The organism is Amycolatopsis jejuensis (assembly GCF_000717335.1).
GTDB classification, from domain to species: domain Bacteria; phylum Actinomycetota; class Actinomycetes; order Mycobacteriales; family Pseudonocardiaceae; genus Amycolatopsis; species Amycolatopsis jejuensis.
Genome location: NZ_JNYZ01000004.1, coordinates 116,841 through 141,308, shown reverse-complemented (window position 1 = coordinate 141,308; position 24,468 = coordinate 116,841). Strand labels below are relative to the sequence as shown.

The following is a 24,468-nucleotide window of genomic DNA, read 5'->3' as shown; positions in this document are numbered from 1 at the left end:
CTACGGCGCCGGTCTTGCCGGGGTAGCCGCATCGGCTCGGATACACCGCACACCACGTGGGGTGGGCCTTGCCCGAAGGCGAGTCGGTCACCGCCGCCGAGGGTGCGGGGCGACTGATCCCCTCGAACACCCCCGGTTTGGTCTAGCGGGTGAAGAACCGTGCACCGTGGGAAGTGGTGTCGGACGGGTACCGGCGCAAGCGGCTGGGCCTGGCTCATCCCCACCACCGGCATCGAAGACAGGCTCTTGGAACCGCTACGACCCCTCGTGAGGGCTACGGACCGGGGAGCGGTTGCGCGTCCCGGGAGCGGAGCATGCTCCGCATCTGGTCCATCTCCGCGCCCTGTGACGTCAACATGCTGCGGCACAACGCTTTCACCGCCGCGAGCGACGTGTGGTCCTGCGCGTACTCGGCCATCGCGACGCCGCCCTGGTGGTGGCGCAGCATGAGCTGCAGGAAGAACACGTCGAGCTCGCGCCCGGACAGCGTGCGCAGCTTGACGAGGTCGGCGTCGGTGGCCATGCCGGGCATCGGCGCGCCGCCTGCCGGGCTGCTCGTGGGCACCTGCATGCCCGCGTGCCCCATCGGCTCGGTCATCCACGTCATGTACGCGCCGGTCGCCTGTTCCGGCTGATCCCACAGCATGAGCCAGCCCTTCATCCGCCCGACCTGCTCGGTCTGCGTGCGCTCGATGTCGAACGCGAGCTGGCGGATCTCCGGGTCGGTGGAGTGGTCGCGGGCCCAGCCCGCCATCGTGACCGCCTGCAGGTGGTGCACCGACATGTCCTGCGCGAACCCGACCTCGACCGAGCCCGCCGCCGGGTTCGCCTCGGCCGGACCGGCGTCGGTGAACCGGGTCGCGAAAATCCCGATGGCCGCGCCGACCAGCAGCACCGCCACCAGAGTCCCGCTGATGATCACCCAGGGCGACCAGCCCGGCCGGTCCCCGCCATCCGATCCGCCGGTCGGCTCGCCCGAGTCATCGGCATGACCCACCGAGCCGCCGACCGGCCCGGCCGAACTGGCCACCCCGCCGGCGTGTTCAGCAGAACCACCGGCAGGATCACCGGCTTGCACTGCAGGGTCCGAGCCACTCATCGGGCGGGTCACTGTCCGGTCGGCGGCGTGCCGGGCTTCCCGCCCTGCTCACCCTGGGCACCGGTGCTGCCCTTGTAGTCCATGGGCTTCGCGTCCGGACCGGGCTTGCTCGGGTCGAACTTCGGCGGGTTGGCCGGGTCGAACATGCCGGGGCCGAGCGCGTCGCACGAGGCGCCGATCTCCGGGTACACGCCGTTCGGGTTGGTGCGCAGCGCGGCGATGAACGCGTCGATGCGCTCGTCGTCCGGGCTGTCCAGCTTCAGCTGGTGGCCCCACGACTGCACCGAGATCGGCTTGTCCAGACCGGGGTACGGCGAGAGCATCATGTACGTCTTGCCGGTGACCCGCTTGGCCAGCTGGTCGACCTGGTCACCCTTGATCCGGTCCGGGTTGTAGGCGATCCACACGGTGCCGTGCTCGAGGGCGTGCACCATGTTCTCGTTGCGCACCGGGTTCGGGTACACGACGCCGTTGCACGCGGCCCAGTAGCCGTCGTGCGGGCCGCCGAACGGCGGAGAGTGGTCGTACGCCACCCGTTCGGTGGGGAGAATGTGCACCGAACCGGTGTACTTCGCGGTGATCACGCCCTGGATGCGGCTGGACGGGTCCGGGTCGCTCGCCGACGGTGTGTACGACTCGGCCGCCCGCTTCGGCGCGGACGCGATCAGGTAGTACGTGACCACCCCGGCCAGCAGCGCCACCACCAGTACGACGCCGATGATCGTGCCCCACGGCGTGCCCTTGGTCGCGACGACGGAGCGGTTCTTGGCCGCCCTGACCGCCGCCTTGCCGGACTGGCCCTTCTTCCTGGTGGTCCCGTTGGCCATGGTTGCCGAGATCTCCTCGTGAGCGCGGGGGAGGGATCCGGACGGACCCTGCCGGTGGCCCAGTGTAGAGACCGGGCGTCGGATCACCGTGAACACCCGAGCGCTGCCCCGGCAAGCGGAACACCCGTCCGGGTGTGCCCGCGGTCTCGCCTGCCCGGACCGGCGGAAGCACGGCGCCCGCCCGCACCTAGAATTCGGCGAGTGACTCCCGCCGCTCTCGCCGATCTGGTCCGCAGCTCCGCCGTGCAGGTCCTCGCCGCACGGGGCGTCGACGACGCCGTGCTCCCGGAGCAGGTGACCATCGAACGCCCGCGCAATCCGGACCACGGCGACTACGCGACCAACCTCGCCCTGCAGGTGGCCAAGAAGGCGGGCCTGAAGCCGCGCGAGTTCGCCGAGGCGCTGGCCGAGGTCGTCGCGGGTGCGGACGGCGTGGCCGCGGCCGAGGTCGCCGGACCCGGGTTCCTCAACTTCCGTCTCGCCGCCGGCGCGCAGGGCGAGGTCGTCCGCCAGGTGCTGGCCGCGGGTGCGGAGTACGGCCGTGGCACCGCGCTGGCCGGGCGCCGGATCAACCTGGAGTTCGTGTCGGCCAACCCGACCGGCCCGATCCACCTCGGCGGCACGCGCTGGGCCGCGGTCGGCGACGCGCTCGGCCGGGTGCTGGCCGCGCAGGGTGCCGACGTCACGCGCGAGTACTACTTCAACGACGCCGGTGCCCAGATCGACCGGTTCGTCCGCTCGCTCATCGCCGCCGCGCAGGGCCAGCCCGCGCCCGAGGATGGGTACGCCGGGGCGTACATCTCGGACATCGCCGCCGAGGTGATCAAGGCCGAGCCGAGCGCGCTCAGCCTGCCCGAGGCCGAGCGGCACGAGACCTTCCGGCGCATCGGCATCGAGCTGATGTTCAGCCAGATCAAGGGAAGCCTGCACCAGTTCGGCACCGATTTCGACGTCTATTTCCACGAGAACTCGCTGCATGAGTCCGGCGCCGTCGAGGCCGCGGTGCAGCAGCTCAAGGACTCCGGCAACCTCTACTTCGCCGACGGCGCCTGGTGGCTGCGTTCCAGCGAGTACGGCGACGACAAGGACCGGGTCGTCCTCAAGAAGGACGGCAACCCGGCCTACATCGCAGGAGACCTCGCCTACTTCAAGGACAAGCGCAACCGCGGTTTCGACCTGTGCATCTACATGCTCGGCGCGGACCACCACGGTTACATCGCGCGGCTCAAGGCCGCGGCGGCCGCGTTCGGCGACGACCCGGGCACCGTCGAGGTGCTGATCGGCCAGATGGTGAACCTGGTCAGCGACGGGAAACCGGTGCGGATGTCCAAGCGCGCGGGCACGGTGATCACGCTCGAGGACCTCGTGGAGGCCGTCGGCGTGGACCCGGCGCGGTACGAGCTGATCCGGTACTCCGTCGACTCCACTTTGGACATCGACCTCGACCTGCTTCGCAAGCACTCCAACGACAATCCGGTGTACTACGTGCAGTACGCGCACGCCCGGCTGTCGTCGCTGCAGCGCGGCGCGGCGGACCTCGGGATCAAGTCCGAAGCGGACGTGGACTTCGGCCTGCTGACCCTGCCCGCCGAGGGCGATCTCATCCGCACCATCGGCGAATTCCCCGCCCTCACCGCACGGGCCGCGGAAATGCGCGAACCGCACCGCGTGGCCCGGTACCTCGAGGAACTGGCCGGTGCGTACCACAAGTTCTACACGGTGGGCCGGGTCCTCCCGCAGGGCGACGAGGAGGCCACCCCCCTCACGCACGCCCGGCTCGCCCTGTGTGAAGCCGCCCGCCAGGTGCTGGCGAACGGCCTGTCGCTGCTCGGTGTCTCCGCTCCGGAACGGATGTAAGAAATGGCGCACCCCGCGGGCCCCCGCCACGCCGACGTCTACCCCCATGCCGACGCCTCCGGGTTCCCGCCCGCGAGTGCCGGCGAACTCGACCAGCTGCCCGCGAAAGTGTGGCCGCGCAACGCTTATCGCGCCGCCGACGGCGTGGTGCGGATCGCCGGGGTCGACGTGCGCGACCTCGCCGAGGAGTACGGCACGCCGCTGTTCGTGGTCGACGAGGCGGACTTCAAGTCCCGCTGCGCCGACTACGCCGAGGCCTTCGACGACCCGGCGCTCGTGCACTACGCGTCGAAAGCCTTCCTGTCGGTGGAAATCGCCCGCTGGGTGGCGGAGCAGGGGCTGAGCCTCGACGTGTGCAGCGGCGGCGAGCTGGCCGTCGCGCAGCGCGCGAACTTCCCGGTGGAGCGGATCACCTTCCACGGCAACAACAAATCGGTCGCCGAGCTCGACGCGGCGGTCGAGGCCGGGGTCGGCACCGTCGTCGTCGATTCGTACTACGAGATCGCCCGGCTCGCCGAGATCGCCGCCACGCGCGAGGTGCAGCAGAAGGTGCTGGTACGGGTGACCGTCGGCGTCGAAGCGCACACGCACGAGTTCATCGCGACTGCGCACGAGGACCAGAAGTTCGGGTTCTCGCTCGCGTCCGGCGATGCCGCGGAGGCCGTGCGCCGGGTGCTGAACGCGCCGTCGCTGCGCTTGATCGGCCTGCACAGCCACATCGGGTCGCAGATCTTCGACGCCGACGGCTTCGAGGTCGCCGCCCGCCGCGTCGTCGGGCTGCTCGCCGACCTGGCCAAGGAGCACGGCCGCGACCTGCTCGACCAGCTGAACGTCGTCGACCTCGGCGGCGGCTTCGGCATCGCGTACACCGAAAAGGACAATCCGCCGCCGCCTTCGCAGATGATCACGCAGATCCGCGAGATCGTGCGCAAGGAATGCGCGTACGCCGACCTGCCGATGCCGCGGATCGCCGGCGAGCCCGGCCGCGCGATCGCCGGACCGGGCACGTTCACCCTGTACGAGGTCGGCACGATCAAGGACGTCGCGCTCGGTGACGAAACCGCCCGCCGGTACGTGAGCGTCGACGGCGGCATGAGCGACAACATCCGCACGGCGCTGTACGACGCGGTATACGACTGCCGCGTGGTCTCGCGGTCGGCAGCCGACGGAGACGACCCGGTCACCCCCACGTTGTCCCGAGTGGTGGGAAAACACTGTGAATCCGGTGACATCGTGGTCCGAGACTGCTGGCTGCCAGACACGCTGGCTCCCGGCGACCTCTTGGCCGTCGCGGCGACCGGTGCCTACTGCTACGCGATGGCGAGCGGGTACAACCGGCTGCCGCGCCCGGCGGTGGTTGCTGTGCGCAACGGTGCCGCCCGGCTGCTGCTGCGCAGGGAGACGACGGACGACATGCTGCGCCTGGAGGTTTGAGAAGTGTCCACTGTGTCTCCATCCGGTTCGCCCAGGATCCGCGTCGCGCTGCTCGGCTGCGGAACGGTCGGCAGCGAGGTCGCCCGGCTGCTCACCGAGCAGGCCGGTGAGCTGGCCGCCCGGGCGGGCGCGCCGGTGGAACTGGCCGGGATCGCGGTAAGGCGCCCGGACAAGCATCCGGAGCTGCCTACCGAGCTGCTCACCGACGACGCGGCGGCGCTCGTGGTCCGCGAGGACATCGACGTGGTGGTCGAGCTGGTCGGCGGCATCGAGCCGGTCCGCAGCTGGCTGCTCGCCGCGCTGAACGCGGGCAAATCCGTGGTCACGGCCAACAAGGCGCTGCTCGCCGAGTATTCGGCCGAGCTGTTCGAGGCGGCCGACGCGGCCGGTGCCGACTTGTACTTCGAGGCGGCCGTCGCCGGGGCCATCCCGCTGCTGCGCCCGCTGCGCGAATCGATGGCGGGCGACCGCATCACGCGCGTGATGGGCATCGTCAACGGCACCACGAACTACATCCTCTCCGCGATGGACGCCACCGGCGCCGGGTACGCGGAAACGCTCGACGAGGCCAGCCGGCTCGGGTACGCGGAGGCCGACCCGACGGCGGACGTCGACGGCTACGACGCCGCGTCGAAGGCCGCGATCCTGGCCTCGCTGGCGTTCCACACCCGGGTCACCGCGAAGGACGTGCACCGCGAGGGCATCGCCGACGTCACGGCGTCCGACCTCGCCGCGGCGCGCACGCTCGGCCGCACGGTGAAGCTGCTGGCGATCTGCGAGCGGGTGACGGCCGACGACGGTGCGGAATCCGTGTCCGCACGTGTGCATCCGGTGATGATTCCGCGCAGTCACCAGCTCGCCGGGGTCGGCGGCGCGTTCAACGCGGTGTACGTCGAGGCGGATGCGGCCGGGGAGCTCATGTTCTACGGCCAGGGCGCGGGTGGCGCACCCACCGCCAGCGCGGTGCTGGGTGATCTCGTTGCGGTGGCCCGGAATCGGGTGGTCGGCGGCCGTGGCCCGCGCGAGTCGGCGCACGCCGCGCTGCCGGTGCGGCCGATGGGCCAGACCCCGACGCGGTACCACGTGAGCCTCGACGTCGCCGACCGGGCGGGTGTCTTGGCCCAAGTGGCGCAAGCGTTTGCCGCGCACGGCGTGAGCATCGCCGCGGTCCGCCAGCGCGACGCGAACGACACGGCGAGCCTCGTGGTGGTCACCCACCTTGCCCCGGACGCGGCGCTTCAGTCCACTGTGGACGAAATCGCGAAACTCGACGTGGTGCACGAAGTCGTCAGTGTGATGCGGGTGGAAGGCGAAGACGCATGAGTGCGTGGCCGGGAATCATTGAGGCGTACCGAGATCGCGTGCCGGTCCCGGACGGCGCGCGGGTGGTGACGCTCGGCGAGGGCAACACGCCGCTGCTGCCTGCTGCGTACCTGTCGGAGGTCACCGGGGCCACGGTGTACCTGAAGGTCGAGGGCGCGAACCCGACGGGCTCGTTCAAGGACCGCGGGATGACCGTCGCCATCACGCACGCGCTGGCCAGCGGGCTCAAGGCGGTGATCTGCGCGTCCACCGGCAACACTTCCGCGTCGGCTGCCGCGTACGCCGCCCGCGCCGGGCTCACCTGCGCGGTGCTGGTGCCGCAAGGCAAGATCGCGATGGGCAAGCTCGCCCAGGCCGTCCTGCACGGCGCGCGCATCCTGCAGGTCGACGGCAACTTCGACGATTGCCTCGAACTGGCCCGCAAAACCGCCGCGGATTACCCGGTCACGCTGGTCAACTCGGTCAACCCGGTGCGCATCGCCGGCCAGAAGACCGCGGCGTTCGAGATCTGCGACGTCCTCGGCGAAGCGCCGGACGTGCACTGCCTCCCGGTCGGCAACGCGGGCAACATCACCGCGTACTGGAAGGGCTATTCGGAGTACGCCGCCGATGGTGTGGTGAAGAACACCCCGCGGATGTTCGGCTTCCAGGCGGCCGGCGCGGCGCCGCTCGTGCGCGGCGAACCGGTGCCCGACCCGGACACCATCGCCACCGCGATCCGCATCGGCAGCCCGGCGTCGTGGGCGGGTGCGGTGTCGGCGCGCGACGAGTCGGACGGCCTGTTCGACGCCATCACCGACGAGAAAATCCTCGAGGCGTACCGGCTGCTGGCCAGCCGTGAGGGCGTGTTCGTGGAGCCCGCCTCGGCGACGAGTGTGGCCGGTCTGCTGGCCACCGCCGCCGACGGCCGCCTGCCCCAGGGCTCGACGGTGGTCTGCACGGTCACCGGCCACGGCCTGAAGGACCCGGCGACGGCCCTGGAGGGCAACGTCGAGGTCGAACCGCTGGCCGTGGACCCGACAGCCGTAGCAGCGGCCCTGGACCTCCGATGACCGCCCGCGCCCCCGCCCCCGCTCGGCCCCAACCACCCCAATGTGGCATTGGGTGCATCTCACGCACCCAATGCCACATTCGCTGCATCGCATGCACCCAATGCCACATTGGGGCGCGGTCGTGACCGGGTTCCGCGCGACGGTCCCCGCCTCGACGGCGAATCTCGGCCCCGGGTTCGACGCGCTCGGTCTTGCGCTTGCCCGGCACGACGTCGTCGAGCTGCAGGTCACCGCGGGCGGGCTGAAGGTCGAGGTGCTCGATGCGGGGGCCGGCGGGGTGGCCGACGTGCCGACCGACGAGTCCCACCTGGTGGTACGCGCGATCCGGCGCGCCTGCGAGCACCTGGACGTGCAGCCGCCGGGCCTGCACCTGCGTTGCCACAACAACATTCCGCACGCGCGCGGGCTCGGGTCGAGCGCCGCGGCGGTGGTGTCCGGCGTCGCGCTCGGGTATGCGCTGGCCGGACGTCCGCTCGACGACGACGCACTGCAGCTCGCGGCGGAGTTCGAGGGGCACGCCGACAACGCGGCGGCCAGCCTGCTCGGCGGGCTCGTGGTGGCGTGGTGCGACGGCGGCCGGTTCCGCGCCGAGCGGGTCGAGCCGAACCCGGCGATCCGGCCGGTGGTGGCGGTACCCGCGGAAAGGTCGTCGACCGACGCCACGCGCGGGCTGCTCCCGCCGCAGGTGCCGCACGCCGACGCGGCGCACAGCGCGGGCCGGGCGGCGCTCGCTGTGCTCGCCGTCACCGAACGGCCCGAGCTGCTGATGGCCGCCACCGAGGACCGCCTGCACCAGGACTACCGCGCCGAGGCGTACCCGGCGAGCACTGCCCTCGTGCGCACCCTCCGTGCCCACGGGGTCCCCGCCACGATCTCCGGCGCCGGGCCCACTGTGCTCGCGCTCACGACCACGGGAATACTGCCGCCCGGCATCGGCGTTACGGGTTTCGAAGTCGCCGAACTGGGCGTCGACCGCATGGGTGTGCAGGTCGTCGCGAGGTGACGGCCCGGTCACGCGGCGGACGAGAACGTGCGCCACGCGGGGGGTGGTTGTTGCACCCGGAGAGGGTGCGGTCTACCCTCGGGGGCGTTCGATCACCGTGCGTTTCCGCACCCGATGCCGGTCCTGACGGCTCCTCAGGGGGCTCCGGTCCGCATCCTTCGTCGATCCGCCGATCCGCACCGCACCAGCTGCGGGACGCGGAAGGACGCAGGCGGGTTTCCGGTTCCGGCGGTGCCGAATTCCGCTTCCTCCGTCCGGAGGGGGCAAACACCCTGTGCTGGCGGCGCTAGCTGTGTCTCGCACGGCTGGGCGCGACCCGTCCGCATCGGAGGCAGAAGCCGTCTCGCGAGTGCTGCGACCGGCGGCAGTCCGCTGATCCACCCGGAACGTGGATCGGTCAGGAAGGACATGTGTGAGCAACACCGATCTGTTGAGCGGCGACGTGGAGACCCCCGCCGCGGCCGCTGAGACCAATGGGGCCGCGGCAGCTCCGAAGCGCCGCACCGGGGGCCTGTCCGGGATGGTCATCGCCGAGCTCCGCCAGCTGGCGGGCGAACTGGGCGTGGGCGAGACCACCGGGATGCGCAAGGGGGACCTGATCGCCGCGATCCGCGAGCGTCAAGGCAAGAGCAAGAAGCGCGCCACCGCCACCGCGGAACCGCTCCCGCTGGACGGGGTGGGCGAGCCGGTCAAGGCGGAGAAGCCGGCGCGCCGGACCAAGGCCGAGACCGCCAAGGCGGAGCCGAAGGCCGAGGCGGCGCAGCTGGAGACTTCGGTCCAGGCCGAGGCGCCGAAGGCGGAAGCCCCGAAGGCCGAGGCGCCGGAGGCACCCGCCGAGAAGCCGTCCGGCCAGGAGCGATCCGAGCAGGGCGACGGCCAGTCCGACGACGGTGGCCGCAGCCGCCGTCGCCGCGGCGGGGCGAACCGTTCCGGCGAGGGCCAGCGCGAGCAGCGCGGTGACCGCCAGAGCGGCAACCGGGACAACCGCGACGGCCGGGACAACCGCGATAACCGCGATAGCCGGGACAACCGCGATAACCGGGACAACCGGGGTGGTCAGGACGACCGCCGCGACCGGCAGCGCAACCAGCAGGACAACCGCGATAACCGGGACAACCGGGACAACCGCGGGGCCCAGGACGACGATGACGAGAGCGGCCGCCGCGGGCGCCGCTTCCGTGACCGCCGTCGCCGGGGCAGTGGCGGTGGCCAGCGCGAGGGCGGCGCACCGGACACCGAGATCCGCGAGGACGACGTCCTGCTGCCGGTGGCCGGCATCCTCGATGTGCTCGACAACTACGCGTTCGTGCGTACCTCGGGCTACCTGGCCGGGCCGAACGACGTGTACGTGTCGCTGTCGCTGGTGCGCAAGTTCGGCCTGCGCCGCGGTGACGCGATCACCGGTGTCGTGCGTCAGCCGCGCGACGGCGAGCAGCAGCGGCAGAAGTTCAACCCGCTGGTGCGCGTCGACTCGATCAACGGCCTGGAGCCGGACGAGGCCAAGCGCCGCCCGGACTTCACCAAGCTCACGCCGCTGTACCCGAACGAGCGGCTGCGCCTGGAAACCGAGCCGCACAAGCTCACCACCCGCGTGATCGACCTGATCATGCCGGTCGGCAAGGGCCAGCGGGCGCTGATCGTGTCGCCGCCGAAGGCCGGTAAGACCACGATCATGCAGGACATCGCAAACGCGATCACCACGAACAACCCTGAGGCCCACCTCATGGTCGTGCTGGTCGACGAGCGGCCGGAAGAGGTCACCGACATGCAGCGGTCGGTGAAGGGCGAGGTCATCGCCTCCACCTTCGACCGCCCGCCGTCCGACCACACCTCGGTCGCGGAGCTGTCCATCGAACGGGCCAAGCGCCTGGTCGAAATGGGTCACGACGTCGTGGTGCTGCTGGACTCGATCACCCGCCTCGGCCGCGCGTACAACCTGGCCGCGCCCGCCTCGGGCCGGATCCTGTCCGGTGGTGTCGACTCGACGGCGCTGTACCCGCCAAAGCGTTTCCTGGGTGCCGCGCGCAACATCGAGAACGGCGGCTCGCTCACCATCTTCGCCACGGCGATGGTGGAAACCGGGTCCACGATGGACACGGTGATCTTCGAGGAGTTCAAGGGCACCGGCAACGCGGAGCTCAAGCTGGACCGGAAGATCTCCGAGCGGCGCGTGTTCCCGGCGGTCGACGTCAACCCGTCGGGTACTCGTAAGGAAGAGCTGCTGCTTTCGCCGGACGAGCTGGCGGTGACGCACAAGCTGCACCGCGTGCTGCACGCGCTGGACTCCCAGCAGGCCATCGACCTGCTGATCTCGCGCCTGCGCAAGACGAAGACCAACATCGAATTCCTGATGCAGGTCTCGAAGACGGCACTGGGCTCCAACGACGACGACTGAGCCCCCCGCCGCCGCACCCGGCCCGCCCCCTTCCGCACCAGGGGGCGGGCCGCTTGCATGTCCGTGAAGGGAACCATCACGGAATCTAATTCCGTGATGGTTCCCTTCACGGCTTTCAGTGCCCAGGGGCGCCGGTGAGGGTGCAGCCCGGACGGGACAGGTCCACCCGCGAGCCGGCGACCAGGCAACCGGAGATCGGCGCGACCTGCTGGCCGTAGCTGCGCCCCTGTACCGCGGTCACCGTGCCGTCCTCGGCGACCTCGCACGGATTGCCTTCGGTGCACTGCTTGCCGTCGCGGTTGCTCGTGTTGTTGATGCCCGCGACGGTGTTCTCGTCGGAAAGCAGGGCCGACCCGGAGTAGCCGGGTTTGCTCGCACAGGTGTCACTGGCGGCGTAGCGCACCGAGTTGTCCTGCTGCCAACCGCCTTCGCGGAGATGCGGTACCACGGCTTCCACTGTGCACTGTGGACGGGAGCCGGAGTAGGCCATGGTCAGCTGTTGCCCGGCGCGCATCGGGGTGGCGGACAGCCGGAACACCTTCGCGCCGTCGGCAGCCAGTTGTGCGTAGGTCTTGTCCAGCCGGTACAGCGCGATGTCGGTGCCGGTCATCGTCGCGTACACCAGCCGGGTGGCCCGCGCGGTCGTCTGGGGGTAACCGGCGGGATCGGCGATGGGGATCGGCCGGTCCAGGTTGGCGGGCTGGTCCACCAACGCCTTTCCCGGGGCGGGGCGGTCGCCCTTGATGCAGTGGCCGTTCGTCAGCGCCAGTGCGGGATCCTCCGGGCTCGCGGTGTCCGGGCGGATCACCGCTCCCTGGCAGTCGCCTACCTTGGCGGTGCCTTCCACATTGGGCACCGGCGAATCCGGGGGTACGTCGGTACCGCTGACGATGCCGTTGATCCAGCCGGAGTTCTTCGAGACATCGGTGTACATGTCCGGCAGGTCGGCGCCGCGGATCCCCGGGCCGATGACCGTTCCGGCCAGCACCCACTCGGCACCGTCGCGGATCAACGCCGGTCCGCCCGAATCCGTGGTGCCGGGTCCGACCGCGGGCTGCTGACTGCCGATACAGAGCGGAAGGGTGCTTCCGTCGTCGTCCCAGCACTGGTCGAGCGGCTGCACCACGGTGTCCGCCGCGCGCAGCTTGCGCGGGAAACAACCGGGGTCGGCGAAGTCGCTGCAGGACGTGGCGGTGGCGCCCCAGCCGAGGATCCGGGCCGCTGTGCCCGGCTTCGGCGTGGTCGCGGTCATCCGTACCGGCTTGGCATTGACCGGAGTGCGCAGGTGCAGCAACGCGAGATCCTCGCCCGGCGGGTCGTACTTGTCGTGCCGTCGGTAGAACTTGTCGACCTCGGCGACCTCGCCTCCGGTGGTCACGTCCAGCGATCCGACGCGCACCTTCCACCCCCGGGGAACGGCGACGGTCGCACCGGTCGGAGTGTTTGCGCAATGTCCGGCGGTCACTGCCCACTGCGACCCGATCAGGACCGCCCCACATCGGTGCCCGTCGGGACGGGGGGAGTCGTATTGCAGGGAAACCATGAACGAGTACGACTGGGCGGCCTCGCTCCCGCCGACGATGGCCGACGCCGGGACGGCGCCCGCCACCGCGGCGGTCACGCTGAATCCGAGCAGCAGTGCGAATGGTCGAATACGCATGCCGCCACGATGATCGACTCATGTCTGCGGAGTGCGATCATCCTGTCACCGAATCATGACTTCCCGCGGTCAGTGCCGGGGTACGGCAGCCGGGGTCCAGCCGCGGTAGTTGTTGAAGTACCCGGTGGAGCTGCCGTGGCCGATCTTGCCGCCGACGCTGGTCGCGTAGAAGCCGCCGTTGCCGTCGGCGATGCCGACGTGGCCGTATGCGCTGATGTTCCAGTACACGAACGAACCCAGGGGCGGGGTGCCGCTCGTGTGCTTCGGGCTGGCGCCGTTCCAATGTGCATTGGCGGACGCCCACACTCCGGTGGTGCCGTACGAGTTCTCCGCCGCCTTCTCGCAGTAGTGCTCCCAGCCGGTGCTTCCCAGATGCGCCTTGTACCAGGCGACCGCACCGGCCGGGGTGCCGTCGCCTGCGCTGGTGATGCTTGCCTCGGGCAGCATCGTGAACGTTCCCGCCGCGGGGTTCACGTCGGCGGCCGTCACCTCGGTGTTCGCGTTCGCCGCCGGGGCGAAGACCGCCACGGACGCGGTCAGTGCGACCACCGCGGCGACCCGGCCGAGCAGGTCGGTAGTACGCATTTCCGGACCTCCAGATGGTGAGTGATTCACGAAGAAGGCCAGCTTTGCGACAGCAGGTACAAGATTCGTACAAGGCCCGGGAATAGCTGGTCACCGGGGTGTGTTGAAGGCCCTGCCGGCTCGTCTGGCAGAATGACCCGCTGAAGTCCGGCACCGGTTCACCCCGCATCAGGGGACCCGGGGCCAACGAGAGAGGACACCATGAAGAGCGGTATTCACCCCGAATACGTGACCACGACGGTGACGTGCAACTGCGGGAACACCTTCGTCACCCGCAGCACGAAGGAGTCGGGTCAGATCCACGTCGAGATCTGCTCCAACTGCCACCCCTTCTACACCGGCAAGCAGAAGATCATGGACACCGGTGGCCGGGTTGCCCGGTTCGAGAAGCGCTACGGCAAGCGGCAGAAGACCGACGCCAAGTAGCTCGTCCGACGGCGCCCACCCGCACGCCCGGGTGGGCGCCGTCGTTCTGTCCGGGCCCGTTCGGGAGAGGAAGGCGGCGAAGTGGATTCGAGTTCGCTCAAGGGGCTGCTCGACGAGCACGCGCAGCTGGAACAGCAGCTCGCCGACCCGGCCGTGCACGCCGACCAGGCCAGGGCCCGCAAGCTCGGCCGCCGCTACGCCGAGCTGAGCCCGGTCGTGCGTACCGTGCGCGAGCTGGACCAGGCCCGTGACGACCTCACCGCGGCCCGTGAGCTGGCGGCGGAGGACGCGGCGTTCGCCACCGAGGCCGACGAGCTCGCCGCGAAGATCCCGCAGCTCGAAGCGAAACTCACCGAACTGCTGCTGCCGCGCGACCCGTACGACGGCTCCGACGTGGTCATGGAGATCAAATCCGGCGAGGGCGGCGAGGAATCCGCGCTGTTCGCCGGGGACCTGCTGCGGATGTACCTGCGGTACGCCGAACGGCACGGCTGGAAGGCCGAGGTGCTCGGCTCGACGGAGTCGGACCTCGGCGGGTACAAGGACGTCACGCTGTCGATCAAGACGAAGGCGGCCGAGGTCGACGGCGTGTGGTCGAGGCTGAAGTTCGAGGGCGGCGTCCATCGCGTGCAGCGGGTGCCCGCCACCGAATCGCAGGGGCGCATCCACACGTCGGCCTCCGGGGTGCTGATTTACCCGGAGCCGGAGGAGGTCGAGGTCGAGATCGACCCGAACGACCTGCGCATCGACGTGTTCCGCTCGTCCGGCCCCGGCGGCCAGAGCGTGAACACCACGGACTCGGCGGTGCGGATCACGCACCTGCCCACCGGGATCGTCGTGTCGTGCCAGAACGAGAAGTCGCAGATCCAGAACCGGGCGCGCGCCCTGCAGGTGCTGCAGGCGCGGTTGCAGGCGATCGCCGAGGAGGAGGCCGCCGCGAAGGCGTCGGACGCCCGCCGGTCGCAGGTCCGCACGGTGGACCGTTCGGAACGCGTGCGCACGTACAACTTCCCGGAGAACCGGATCTCGGACCACCGGGTGAACTACAAGGCGTACAACCTGGACCAGGTCCTGGACGGCGAGCTGGACGGCGTGCTCGACGCGCTGGCCACCGCCGACCGGGAGGAACGGCTCGCACAGGCAGGCTGAGCCTCAGGCGGCGGCGAGCTCTTCGGCCGCTTCGATCTTCTCGGGCGTGGTTTCCTCGCGGGGGAGCAGGCTGAGAATCGCGAACACGATGGCCAGCACCGTCGGGAACAGCGTCAGCAGCTGGTGTTTCACGCCTTCGACGCCTTCGCCCAGCGCGGACAGCCCGAGCTGGCCCACGGCGAAGAACACCAGCAGGAACGCCACGATCCCGTACTCCCGCCGCCGGTGGCGGAAGGCGCGGACGCCCGCCAAGGCGATCAGCACCCAGATCGGGATCAGCACGAACAAGCCCAGCGGCGCGGCCAGCGCGGCGAGACCGGAGAACACCGGGACGCGGTACTCCTTCGCCAGGCGCGGCTGCCCGGACAGCTCGCCGAAGCTGCCGAGGTTCTCCGGGCGCGCGGTGAGGGCGTCGATTCCGCCCTGCTGAAGGATTTCCGCCGTACGCGCGGGATGCGAAGCGTAGTACTGCACCACATTGCGGCGGCTGATTTTGTCGCGGTACTGCGGGTACAGCGGATCGTGCCAGGCGGCGTTTTCGCTCCACCAGCCGGTGCCGATGTACTTCTCGAACGACTCCGGCAGCCCGAGCGCGGCGAGGTCGGCCTTGGTGTCGTGTTTACCGTCCACAATGGAGTCGAAAACCGCGTGATACATGTTGGCCTCGCGGTACTCCGTATTGGCCGGATCTCCCTGGGACTGCATCGCGAAGGTGCCCGCACCCACGATCGCGAGTACCGCCAGCGGCAGCACCCAGCGTTCGCGACCACGCGCGCCGGGCGGGCGGGTGAGCAGCAACGCGACCGCGAAAAGCGGGATGAGCAACAAGGTCTGCGACTTGGCGTTGAGCCCGATGAGTCCACCGAGGACAGTCACCGCGGCGCCGGTCCAGCGCAGACCGCGCGTGCGGTGCATCAGCAGCAGGCCGCCGCAGATCAGCAGGATGCCGAGGAACGCCGCGCCTTCGCTGAGCACTGACGCGAAATAGCCGAAGAACGCGGAATCGCCCATCACGAGCAACAGCAGCGCAGTGGCAATGATTCGGTTGCGCCGGTTCAGGTCGAGCCCGAGCACGGTGGCCGTGATCGCGCCCGCGACGAGAATGCAGGTGAGTACGCCGAGAACCAGCAGGTTGAGCACGCCGGCCGCGCCGAAGAGGGTACCGAGCTTGCTCGCCGCCCAGTCGAGCCAGTTCTGGCTCGAGATGTACGCCGAATCGCACGGTGGCGCGGACCCGTAGCTGAACCGCACAAAGCCTTCCGACGGCCGGTCCAGCTGCCGTCCGCCGAGCCGGCACAGCAGCCGCCAGCCGTCCCCGTTGTCGGCCATCCCGACCGGCCGGGGAACGAGGAACCGCAGCAGCAACAGCACGAGCGAGGCGGCGAACACCCCGAGGCCGAAGCGCAGGTCCCTGGATCTCACCGGGCGAGTCTAAAGGGTGACCTCCCGGGCAGACCTCGGGACTGGGCGGGGCAGTACTCGCCTGGCAGGCGGGTCTGGGGACCTACGTTGCGAAGGTGACTTCTCTCGACGACGGTGCGACCTTCGACTACCTCGTGTGCGGCGCCGGTCCGGCCGGTTCGGTCGTTGCCGGCCGCCTCTCCGCCGACCCGGACGTGCGCGTCCTCCTGGTGGAAAGCGGCGGTACCGACGACGTGCCGAGCGTGCTCGACCCGGACCAGTGGCCGCTGAACCTGATGACCGACCGGCACTGGGACTTCTTCGCCGAACCCAACCCGCACCTGAACGACCGGCGGCTGGGGTACGCGATGGCCCGCGTCCTCGGCGGTGGCGGCAGCGTGAACGCCGGCGTGTGGGCACGCGGGCACCGGACCGACTGGGACGGCTACGCCGAGGTCACCGGCGATCCGGCGTGGGGCTACGAGCAGGTGCTGGAGCGGTACCGGCGGATCGAGGACTGGCACGGAACACCGGATCCGGCGCGCCGCGGCACCGGCGGCCCGATGTACATCCAGCCTGCTCAGGACGTCCATCCGCTGTTCACCGCGGCGCTGGACGGCGCGGAATCCACCGGGATCCCGCGGTTCGGCAGCGCGAACGGCGAGCTGATGGAGCACGTCACCGGCTGCGCCATCCTGGACGAGTTCAACCGCGACGGTGTCCGCCAGAGTCCCTTCCGGGCGTACCTGGGCGACCACGCCGACCGGCCGAACCTGACCGTGCTCACCGGCACCACGGTGTCCCGCGTGCTGGTTTCCGGCGGCCGGGCCACCGGGGTCGAGATCATCCGGGACGGCAAGGCGCTCCAGGTCTTCGCTTCCGGGGAAGTGGTGCTCTCACTCGGCGCGATCAACACCCCGGCCGTGCTGCAGCGGTCGGGCATCGGCGGCGAGGAAGAGTTGCGGGGCTTCGGAATTCCGGTCGTCCAGCACCTGCCAGGGGTCGGCGGCAACCTCAATGACCACATCAGGTTCAGCTGTGTCTGGGAAGCCCCCGACGACGTCTCGCTGCCACTGTCGTCGCGCAGCAAGTCGGTGTCTTTCTGGGGGGACGAAAGCCGTCCCGGTGGGCCGGAATTCGTGCTGTACACCATCCCCGGCAGTGCCGTTTCCGAGGAGATTGCGGCGCAGTACCCGCCGCCCGAGCAGGCCATCACGCTGATGCCCGCGCTCCGTCCGCGCAGCACCGGCCGGGTCCGGCTGTCCGGCGTGGACCCGTTCGCCGCGCCGAGGATCGACACCGGTTTCCTGTCCGATCCCGCGGACGTCCGCTCCGCGCTCTCCGCCATCGAGCGGACGCGGGAAATCGGCAACTCCGCCGCCCTCCGCCCGTTCGCCGCCCGCGAGGTGGCGCCGAGGCTGGGGATCGACCTGGAGGATTTCCTGCGCAACGCGGTGGAGACGTACTGGCACCAATGCGGTACTGCGCGGATGGGCAACGACGACCAGGCGGTGGTCGACAGTTCGCTGCGCGTGCGGGGAATCGACCGGCTGCGTGTGGCGGACGCGTCGGTGCTGCCGAAGGTGACCGTGGCGAACACCATGGCGCCGAGCGTGCTCGTCGGCGAGCGGGCAGCCGAGCTGCTGACCCGCTGAACCCGCGACCCGGCCAGGCGTCCCCGGTGCCGGGGCGGTTGTCGATACCCTGGGCAGCACCCCTGCTGGGTACGACGAGTGAAGGACGACCAGTGAATCGGCAGCCGCTGCGCCTGGCCATCATGGAGGCCACCCGGATCCTCACCGAGGCGGGCGTGGAATCGCCGCGGTCGGATGCGGACCTCATCGCCGCGCACGTACTCGGCGTCGACCGGGGCAGGCTGCCGATGGTGCCACTGGTCGACCCGCCGGTGATCGAAGCGATCGGGCAGATGGTCGCGCAGCGGGCGAAACGGATCCCGCTGCAGTACCTCACGGGTTGGGCGGCGCTGGGAAACATCACGGTGAACGTCGGCGCGGGGGTGTTCGTACCGCGGCCGGAGACGGAGCTGCTGCTCGAATGGGGCGTGAAGTTCCTGCAGGGCCGCGAGTACCCGGTGGTGGTCGACCTGTGCACCGGCTCGGGCGCGCTGGCGCTGGCGATGGCGAACGAGCGCCCGGACGCGGTGGTGTACGCGGTGGACGTGGACCCGCAGGCACTCGCGTGGGCCCGGCACAACGCCGACGTCCACTCCGCGGCAGGCAACACCCCGATCCGCCTCTACTCGGGCGACATCGCCGACCCGACGATGTTCGCGGAGCTGGACGGCCTGGTCGACCTGGTCCTGTGCAACCCGCCGTACGTACCGGAAGGCACCCAGGTCCCCCCGGAAGTCGGCGAACACGACCCGGTACGCGCGGTGTTCGCCCAGGAGAGCGGCCTGGGGGTGATCCGGCACGCGATCGCGGCGGGTGCGCGGTTGTTGCGTCCGGGTGGCGGGCTGGCGATCGAGCATGATGACACGCATGGGTCGGCGGTGCCGGCGTTGGTGCGTGCTCGTCGGGTCCTCACCGGCGTTGAGGATCACTCCGACCTGACTGGCCGGGCTCGTTATGTCACCGCACGCCGCCTGGGTTGAGTTGTCTTGGGTGGTCCGGCCTCGATTGCGGCCGGACCGGTCGCAATCGCACTGCCCGCTTTGGTTGAGCGGCCTGGGGGTGATCCGGCACGCGATTGCGGCGGGTGCGCGGTTGTTGCGTCCGGGTGGCGGGCTGGCGATCGAGCATGATGACACGCATGGGTCGGCGGTTCCGGCGTTGGTGCGTGCTCGTCGGGTCCTCACCGGCGTTGAGGATCACCCCGACCTGACTGGCCGAGCAAGGTACGTCACCGCCCGCCGCCTGGGTTGACCGGCGAGTTTTCCCCACGGCGACAATCCCTTGCCCCGCACCGTACGCAACCCCTACCGTGGGCGGCGCCAACAGACTCGGCTTTGGGGGAGAGTCATGTCCTTGCGCAACCGGCTGGCCGTCGTATGCGGCGCCCTGCTCATCACCACCACCGCGACCACCGCTGCCGCGTCAGCCGCCGCTGGGCCGAGCAACCTGCCCACCGGCGAGTACACACTCACCGCGGACTACCACCAGTTCGACGCCGTCAACTCCGGCCTCGCGTCCCGGCTGCCGACCCGGCCCGTGCACACCGTGATGGACAACGCCAACCACGAACGGACCGGCCTCCCGGGCGACTTCAAGCTCGCTGGGCTCACCGGCGGTTTCCGCTTCGACGACACCGACAACGGCGACTGCACCAACTACCCGCAGGGCATCACCACCAGCCGTGACGCCGTCGGGGGCAACTACGACGGGCATCAGCTCGTCGCGGTCAGCTGGTACACCCGTGACGCCTGTGGCGGCAACCAGGTGCGCAGCCGGATCACGCTGGTCGACTGGGATGCCACCTACCCGAACAAGTACCGCAAGATCCTGCTCGTCGAGCCCACCGGGACCGGGTCCGCGCCGGACTTCAAGGACATCCCGATCCACGCCGGCGGCGTTTCCTGGTACGGCGACCATCTGTACGTCGCCGACACCGGCCGTGGCATGCGGGTCTTCGACATGCGCAAGATCCTCGAGGTCAACTCCGGCGGGTCCGCGGGGCAGATCGGCCGCTCCGGCGACGAGTACTACGCGCACAACTACCGCTACGTCCTGCCGCAGGTCGGCACGGTCGCGGCGCACACCACGTCGGGCACGAACCTGTCGTGGTCGAGCATTTCGCTGGACCGGGTCAGCAAATCCATGGTGATGACCGAGTACACCTGCCAGTCCGGCTGCACCGACTACCCGAACCGCGCTCCGCGGGCGATTCGCTTCCCGTTCGCCTCCGGCGTGTTCGCCGCGTCGACCACGGCGAGCCAGGCGCTGAAGCTGCCCTGGTACCAGCTCAACGGCGTCGCCTCGCACAACGGCCGCTGGTGGTTCAACTCCTCCGGCGCGAAGCAGCTGTACTACTGGACCCCGTCCGCGGGCCCGGCCACGCACCCGTGGGTCAGCTACGGCGAGAGCATCTCGTACTGGGAGGACCCGAACGGCGCCGATCTGCTGTGGTCCCTGCAGGAAGGCAAGGGCAACCGCAACGTCTTCACGGTCAAGCAGGCCACCTACGGCAGCTGACCCGGGCCCTTTGCCGCCGCCGTCCGCCGCACCAGATCGCCCCAATGTGGCATTGGGTGCGTCAGATGCAGCGAATGCCACATTGGGTGCGTCGCATGCACCCAATGCCACATTGGGGTGCTTGGGGTGAGCGGGGCTGGCAGCGACGGGCAGGCGGGGCCGGACCGGAGAGGGCGGGCTAGGCTGCCCGGCATGAGTGCGGTCTACGACTGCGGCAAGCGCGACACCCGTGCCGAAGGGCTTTCCGCGGCGGCTGCCGCCGTGCGGTCCAGCAGGCTGGTCGTCCTGCCCACCGACACGGTGTACGGCATCGGTGCCGACGCGTTCGACGCCGGGGCCGTGCAGGCCCTGCTGCGGGCCAAGAACCGCGGCCCGGACATGCCGGTCGGCGTGCTCGTCGGTTCGTGGTCCACTGTGGACGGTCTGGTGCTCGGCGTGCCGCCGCAGGCGCGGGCGCTCATCGAGGCGTTCTGGCCGGGCGACCTGTCGATCGTGCTGCCGCATGCGCCGAGTCTGCAGTGGAATCTCGGCAACGCCCGGGGCACCGTGATGCTGCGGATGCCGCTGCACCCGGTCGCGCTGGAGCTGCTGCGCGACGTCGGCCCGATGGCGGTGTCGAGCGCGAACGTGTCCGGCCGTCCGCCCGCGTCGACCGCCGCCGAGGCGCAGGAGCAGCTCGGCGACGCGGTTTCGGTGTACCTCGACGGCGGGTCCAGCGGCGAGCCGGTGGCTTCGTCGATTGTGGACCTCACCGGCGACAACCCCACGGTGCTGCGCGAAGGTGCGGTCACCAAGGACGCCATCGCCGAGGTCATCGGCGTACCCGCGGAGTCGCTCAGCACAGAGTGACCGCCGTTCACCGGGACCGCACGCGGGCGCGGTAGCGTGACGCGGTGACTCCGACCTCCCGGCGGGCCTGACCCGGTCATGCCTGCAGTCCAAGGACTTCTCCCGATCCGGGAGTACCTGCTCGTCGCGCTCACCGCGGCCGCGGTGACGTACCTGCTCACCGGGCTGGTCCGGCGCGTCGCGATCCGGGTCGGCGCGATCGCCAACCCGCGGGCCCGCGACGTGCACGTGAAGCCGATCCCGCGGATGGGCGGCGTCGGGATCTACCTCGGGGTCGCCGCGGCGATGGGCCTCGCGCACCAGCTTCCCGCGCTGAGCCACGGTTTCGACGCCTCGCTCGACTCGGTCGGCGTGCTGCTCGCGGCCGGGGTCATCTCGCTCATCGGGGCGCTGGACGACCGGTTCGAGCTCGACGCCTGGACCAAGCTCGCCGGACAGGTCATGTGCGCCGGGATCCTGGTGATCTTCGGCGTGCAGTGGGTGTCGTTCTGGGTGCCGTGGGGCGGCACCGGCGATTCGTTCGGCTCGGTGCTGGTGCTGGACAAGAACCAGGGCGCGCTGCTCACCGTGGTGATGGTCGTGATGATGGTCAACGCGATGAACTTCGTCGACGGCCTCGACGGGCTGGCCGGCGGACTCGGCTTCATCGCCGCCACGGCCACCTGCGCGTTCTCGCTCGGCCTTCTCGACAGCACCGGCGGCGACTTCGGCACGTACCCGCCCGCGCTCATCGCCGCGACCCTCGCCGGAGCGTGTCTCGGTTTCCTCCCGTACAACTTCCAGCCTGCCAAGATTTTCATGGGCGACTCCGGATCGATGATGATCGGCCTGATGCTCGCCGGTGCCACCACGTCGGCGAGCGGACGCGTGAGCTACACCCGGTTCTCCGCCTCGGACGCGCTCGCCCTGCTGTCGCCGCTGGTGGTCGTGGCCGCGGTGCTGTTCGTGCCGGTGCTCGACCTGGTGCTGGCCGTGATCCGGCGCACCCGGCGCGGGCAGAGCCCGTTCGCCGCCGACAAAATGCATTTGCACCACCGGCTCCTGGAAATCGGCCATTCACAACGCCGTGCCGTACTGCTCATCTATTTGTGGGCAGGAATTCTTGCTTTCGGCGCGGTGTCGGTCACGCTGTTCGACAGCCCGGTGGTGTTCTGGGTCATCGCCGCCGCGCTGGTGGCCGCGGTGCTGGTTTCCCTGGTACCACGGTTGCGGGCACGGCACCGCCACGGAGTCTGACCACGGCGCCCGCTATACTGGCGGGTCGAATCGAACGAGGAGCAAGTACGTGAGCGACAGCGAAACGCCGGACCAGACGCAGGCGAAAGCGGAAAACCCGCACGCCGCCCCGGTGCGTGCGCTGGCGCGGTCGATGACCAGGGCCTCGCTCCTGTTCACCCCGCCGTTCATCCTCGCCTGCATAGTGCTCTTCAGCGTTCTCAACGGCCTGCCCGGGTTCCTCGGCTCGCTGGTCGGCGGGGTGCTCGCGATGGCCGCGTCGCTGTCCACGCTCGGCATGATGAAGATCAGCGCGGGCCAGGACCCGTCGTTCGTGATGCTCATCGCGCTCGGCGGGTACGCCGCCAAGGTCATCCTGCTGTTCCTCGCGCTCACCCTGCTCAAGGGCGTCACCGCGCTGCACCCGCTTTCGCTGGGCATCACCATGATCGTCGCCATCCTCGTGGCCGCCGCCGTGGAGTTCGCGAGCTTCCGCAAGACCCGCATGCCCACGATCATCCCGGCCGGTGAATGACCGGTTCGGGACGCGGGTCCCGGCCGGGACGGGACTTAGGTCCTCGACCGAACGGATGGTTAGGAGTACGCCTGTACGGCACTGATTGACCTGCTGGTATGGTCCGCTTCATGGGTGGCGGCCTCGGCCGCGCACTCCCGAAGACGAACCGCGATCAGCAGTGTGGCGACCGGATGGTTCCGCCTCTTCCAGCCGCTGGTCCGAAGTAGACCGCAGGGCAGTGTTCACGCGAGACATCCCCGTGCACGGACCGGGAAACCGGGTCCCGCGCGCGGTGGGTAAGCCGCCTCCGGCGTCCCGATGCGTATCGGGTACGTTAAGTCCAGATCGTGACGATTCCCCCGGCGGAGTGAACGCCGGCCGGGAGAACCGGGAGGAGCCCAGTGGCCGCGCTGGTACTGACCGAGGGTGCGACCTTCGCGCCCCCTGGCGCCGAAAGCTTCGAGCTGCCGCCGTTGTTCGGCTTCGTCACGAAGCCGATGCTCCTGGTGGTGCTCTCGGTGATCATCATCGCGGGGTACTTCCTGCTGGCGACGCGCAAGCTGAAGGTCGTGCCGAGCAAAGGCCAGTTCGTGGCCGAGTTCATCTACGACTTCGCGCGCAACAACATCGCCCGCGAGCAGATCGGCTCGAAAGACTTCAAGCGGTTCGTGCCGGTCATCTTCGCGTTGTTCACCTTCATTCTGCTGAACAACCTCTACGGGGTCATCCCGTTCCTGCAGTTCCCCACCATGGCGCGGTTCGGGTTCCCGATCGCGCTGTCGGTGCTCGTGGTCTACCCGATGTACCACTACGCCGGGATCAAGAAGCACGGCCTCGGCGCGTACTTCAAGAAAGAGCTCGCGCCCGCCGGGGTCCCCGGTCCGGTGCTCCCGCTCTTCGCGGTGATCGAGTTCGCGGAGAAATTCTTCCTGAACCCGCTCACGCTCGCCATCCGTGTTTTCGCCGCCATGTTCGCCGGGCACCTGATCCTGGCGGTCTTCACTCTCGGCGGCACGTTCCTGCTCACCGAGACCTCGAGCATCGCGCTGAAGCCGGTGTCGTTGGTGGCGTGGATCTTCGCCATCGGCCTGACGTTCCTGGAAGCCTTCATCCAGGTGCTGCAGGCATACATCTTCGCCCTGCTATCCGCGGGGTACATCGGCGCCGCGCTGGCGTCGGAACACTGAGAACACCAGAAGCCCCGATCCGCGTGAGTGCGCGGACCGAAGTGAAGGGAAACGCACGTGAGCAACATCGTTCTGGCCCAGGCCGCCGCTGAGGCCGTCAGCATCAACAAGGGCCTCGCCGCGATCGGCTACGGCCTCGGCGCGATCGGCCCGGGCATCGGCGTGGGCCTGATCTTCGCCGCGGTGATCAACGGCACCGCCCGTCAGCCGGAGGCCCAGAGCAAGCTCCAGGGCATCGGTTACGCCACCTTCGTGCTCACCGAGGTGCTGGCCCTGATCGGGATCGTCATCTACTTCATCGCCTCCGCCTGAGTCGTCCGCTCTCGCATAAGGAGACG

Annotated in this window: 21 protein-coding genes and 1 pseudogene; 17 read left to right on the top strand and 5 right to left on the bottom strand. The window is 69.8% G+C overall.

Annotated features, from left to right (window positions below; genetic code table 11):
• Positions 1-274: 274 nt before the first annotated feature.
• Both OO71_RS05395 and OO71_RS05390 read right to left on the bottom strand, forming a co-directional pair.
• A complete protein-coding gene (locus OO71_RS05395) occupies positions 275-1,099 on the bottom strand; it encodes a DUF305 domain-containing protein (RefSeq protein ID WP_084144745.1) in 825 nt (274 codons plus the stop codon).
• 8 nt (positions 1,100-1,107) lie between these two features.
• Positions 1,108-1,926, bottom strand: a complete 819-nt coding sequence (locus tag OO71_RS05390) for a thioredoxin-like domain-containing protein (protein WP_033288511.1) — start codon at positions 1,924-1,926, stop codon at positions 1,108-1,110.
• 201 nt (positions 1,927-2,127) lie between these two features.
• On the opposite strand from OO71_RS05390, the gene argS reads away from it, so the two are divergent.
• The 6 genes from argS (at position 2,128) to rho (ending at position 10,990) form a co-directional block, all read left to right on the top strand.
• Positions 2,128-3,783, top strand: a complete 1,656-nt coding sequence (gene argS / locus OO71_RS05385; protein WP_033288510.1) for an arginine--tRNA ligase — start codon at positions 2,128-2,130, stop codon at positions 3,781-3,783.
• Between the two features lie 3 nt (positions 3,784-3,786).
• Positions 3,787-5,217, top strand: a complete 1,431-nt coding sequence (gene lysA, locus OO71_RS05380) for a diaminopimelate decarboxylase (RefSeq protein ID WP_033288509.1) — start codon at positions 3,787-3,789, stop codon at positions 5,215-5,217.
• A gap of 3 nt (positions 5,218-5,220) precedes the next feature.
• Entirely contained in the window at positions 5,221-6,540 is a 1,320-nt protein-coding gene (locus tag OO71_RS05375) for a homoserine dehydrogenase (RefSeq protein WP_156096182.1), read from the top strand.
• The gene (gene thrC / locus OO71_RS05370) at positions 6,537-7,592 is read left to right on the top strand and encodes a threonine synthase (RefSeq protein WP_033288508.1); all 1,056 of its coding nucleotides are present in this window, start codon (positions 6,537-6,539) and stop codon (positions 7,590-7,592) included. Before OO71_RS05375 ends, thrC begins: the two co-directional genes overlap by 4 nt.
• A 91-nt stretch (positions 7,593-7,683) precedes the next feature.
• Positions 7,684-8,595: a homoserine kinase gene (thrB, locus tag OO71_RS05365; RefSeq protein WP_245633570.1), complete on the top strand. Its 912-nt coding sequence runs from the start codon at positions 7,684-7,686 to the stop codon at positions 8,593-8,595.
• Positions 8,596-9,007: 412 nt separating this feature from the next.
• A complete protein-coding gene (rho, locus tag OO71_RS05360) occupies positions 9,008-10,990 on the top strand; it encodes a transcription termination factor Rho (protein ID WP_033288507.1) in 1,983 nt (660 codons plus the stop codon).
• A 115-nt stretch (positions 10,991-11,105) separates the two neighbouring features.
• Here rho and OO71_RS05355 read toward each other — a convergent pair whose 3' ends face one another.
• Positions 11,106-12,650: a S1 family serine peptidase gene (locus OO71_RS05355; RefSeq protein WP_033288506.1), complete on the bottom strand. Its 1,545-nt coding sequence runs from the start codon at positions 12,648-12,650 to the stop codon at positions 11,106-11,108.
• Positions 12,651-12,719: 69 nt separating this feature from the next.
• A complete protein-coding gene (locus OO71_RS05350) occupies positions 12,720-13,235 on the bottom strand; it encodes a hypothetical protein (RefSeq protein WP_033288505.1) in 516 nt (171 codons plus the stop codon).
• A 201-nt stretch (positions 13,236-13,436) separates the two neighbouring features.
• On the opposite strand from OO71_RS05350, the gene rpmE reads away from it, so the two are divergent.
• Both rpmE and prfA read left to right on the top strand, forming a co-directional pair.
• Positions 13,437-13,661: a 50S ribosomal protein L31 gene (gene rpmE, locus OO71_RS05345; protein WP_033288504.1), complete on the top strand. Its 225-nt coding sequence runs from the start codon at positions 13,437-13,439 to the stop codon at positions 13,659-13,661.
• A gap of 81 nt (positions 13,662-13,742) precedes the next feature.
• On the top strand, positions 13,743-14,810 hold the full coding sequence (gene prfA, locus OO71_RS05340; RefSeq protein WP_033288503.1) for a peptide chain release factor 1: 1,068 nt from the start codon (positions 13,743-13,745) through the stop codon (positions 14,808-14,810).
• A 3-nt stretch (positions 14,811-14,813) separates the two neighbouring features.
• Here prfA and wsfD read toward each other — a convergent pair whose 3' ends face one another.
• Positions 14,814-16,232, bottom strand: coding sequence for a glycan biosynthesis hexose transferase WsfD (gene wsfD / locus OO71_RS05335; protein ID WP_033288502.1), 1,419 nt, complete (start codon positions 16,230-16,232; stop codon positions 14,814-14,816).
• A 95-nt stretch (positions 16,233-16,327) separates the two neighbouring features.
• On the opposite strand from wsfD, the gene OO71_RS05330 reads away from it, so the two are divergent.
• The 9 genes and pseudogenes from OO71_RS05330 to OO71_RS05295 all read left to right on the top strand — a co-directional run bounded on the left by OO71_RS05330 (position 16,328) and on the right by OO71_RS05295 (position 24,442).
• Positions 16,328-17,866 carry a GMC family oxidoreductase gene (locus OO71_RS05330; protein ID WP_033288501.1) on the top strand — a complete coding sequence of 513 codons (1,539 nt, stop codon included), beginning with the start codon at positions 16,328-16,330 and terminating at the stop codon, positions 17,864-17,866.
• A 92-nt stretch (positions 17,867-17,958) separates the two neighbouring features.
• Positions 17,959-18,825, top strand: a complete 867-nt coding sequence (gene prmC / locus OO71_RS05325) for a peptide chain release factor N(5)-glutamine methyltransferase (protein WP_033288500.1) — start codon at positions 17,959-17,961, stop codon at positions 18,823-18,825.
• 67 nt (positions 18,826-18,892) lie between these two features.
• A pseudogene (locus tag OO71_RS51970) lies at positions 18,893-19,096 on the top strand (peptide chain release factor N(5)-glutamine methyltransferase); the annotation flags it as partial.
• 96 nt (positions 19,097-19,192) lie between these two features.
• A complete protein-coding gene (locus OO71_RS05320; RefSeq protein WP_033288499.1) occupies positions 19,193-20,362 on the top strand; it encodes a hypothetical protein in 1,170 nt (389 codons plus the stop codon).
• Positions 20,363-20,554: 192 nt separating this feature from the next.
• The gene (locus OO71_RS05315; protein ID WP_033288498.1) at positions 20,555-21,211 is read left to right on the top strand and encodes an L-threonylcarbamoyladenylate synthase; all 657 of its coding nucleotides are present in this window, start codon (positions 20,555-20,557) and stop codon (positions 21,209-21,211) included.
• A 78-nt stretch (positions 21,212-21,289) separates the two neighbouring features.
• Positions 21,290-22,447: a glycosyltransferase family 4 protein gene (locus tag OO71_RS05310; RefSeq protein WP_033288497.1), complete on the top strand. Its 1,158-nt coding sequence runs from the start codon at positions 21,290-21,292 to the stop codon at positions 22,445-22,447.
• A gap of 49 nt (positions 22,448-22,496) precedes the next feature.
• Entirely contained in the window at positions 22,497-22,961 is a 465-nt protein-coding gene (locus OO71_RS05305) for a Cg1360 family ATP-synthase-associated protein (RefSeq protein WP_033288496.1), read from the top strand.
• 383 nt (positions 22,962-23,344) lie between these two features.
• Positions 23,345-24,130 carry a F0F1 ATP synthase subunit A gene (atpB, locus tag OO71_RS05300; protein WP_033288495.1) on the top strand — a complete coding sequence of 262 codons (786 nt, stop codon included), beginning with the start codon at positions 23,345-23,347 and terminating at the stop codon, positions 24,128-24,130.
• Positions 24,131-24,187: 57 nt separating this feature from the next.
• On the top strand, positions 24,188-24,442 hold the full coding sequence (locus tag OO71_RS05295) for an ATP synthase subunit c family protein (protein ID WP_033288494.1): 255 nt from the start codon (positions 24,188-24,190) through the stop codon (positions 24,440-24,442).
• The last annotated feature ends 26 nt before the right edge of the window (positions 24,443-24,468 follow it).

What these genes read in the sequence shown, in the direction of transcription:
- thrB (WP_245633570.1), top strand. Translation starts at nt 7,684, where the DNA reads ATGCACCCAATGCCACATTGGGGCGCGGTCGTGACCGGGTTCCGCGCG.
- OO71_RS05355 (WP_033288506.1), bottom strand. Translation starts at nt 12,650, where the DNA reads ATGCGTATTCGACCATTCGCACTGCTGCTCGGATTCAGCGTGACCGCC.
- OO71_RS05315 (WP_033288498.1), top strand. Translation starts at nt 20,555, where the DNA reads ATGAGTGCGGTCTACGACTGCGGCAAGCGCGACACCCGTGCCGAAGGG.
- OO71_RS05350 (WP_033288505.1), bottom strand. Translation starts at nt 13,235, where the DNA reads ATGCGTACTACCGACCTGCTCGGCCGGGTCGCCGCGGTGGTCGCACTG.
- OO71_RS05395 (WP_084144745.1), bottom strand. Translation starts at nt 1,099, where the DNA reads ATGAGTGGCTCGGACCCTGCAGTGCAAGCCGGTGATCCTGCCGGTGGT.
- OO71_RS05390 (WP_033288511.1), bottom strand. Translation starts at nt 1,926, where the DNA reads ATGGCCAACGGGACCACCAGGAAGAAGGGCCAGTCCGGCAAGGCGGCG.
- lysA (WP_033288509.1), top strand. Translation starts at nt 3,787, where the DNA reads ATGGCGCACCCCGCGGGCCCCCGCCACGCCGACGTCTACCCCCATGCC.
- rpmE (WP_033288504.1), top strand. Translation starts at nt 13,437, where the DNA reads ATGAAGAGCGGTATTCACCCCGAATACGTGACCACGACGGTGACGTGC.
- thrC (WP_033288508.1), top strand. Translation starts at nt 6,537, where the DNA reads ATGAGTGCGTGGCCGGGAATCATTGAGGCGTACCGAGATCGCGTGCCG.
- OO71_RS05310 (WP_033288497.1), top strand. Translation starts at nt 21,290, where the DNA reads ATGCCTGCAGTCCAAGGACTTCTCCCGATCCGGGAGTACCTGCTCGTC.
- OO71_RS05320 (WP_033288499.1), top strand. Translation starts at nt 19,193, where the DNA reads ATGTCCTTGCGCAACCGGCTGGCCGTCGTATGCGGCGCCCTGCTCATC.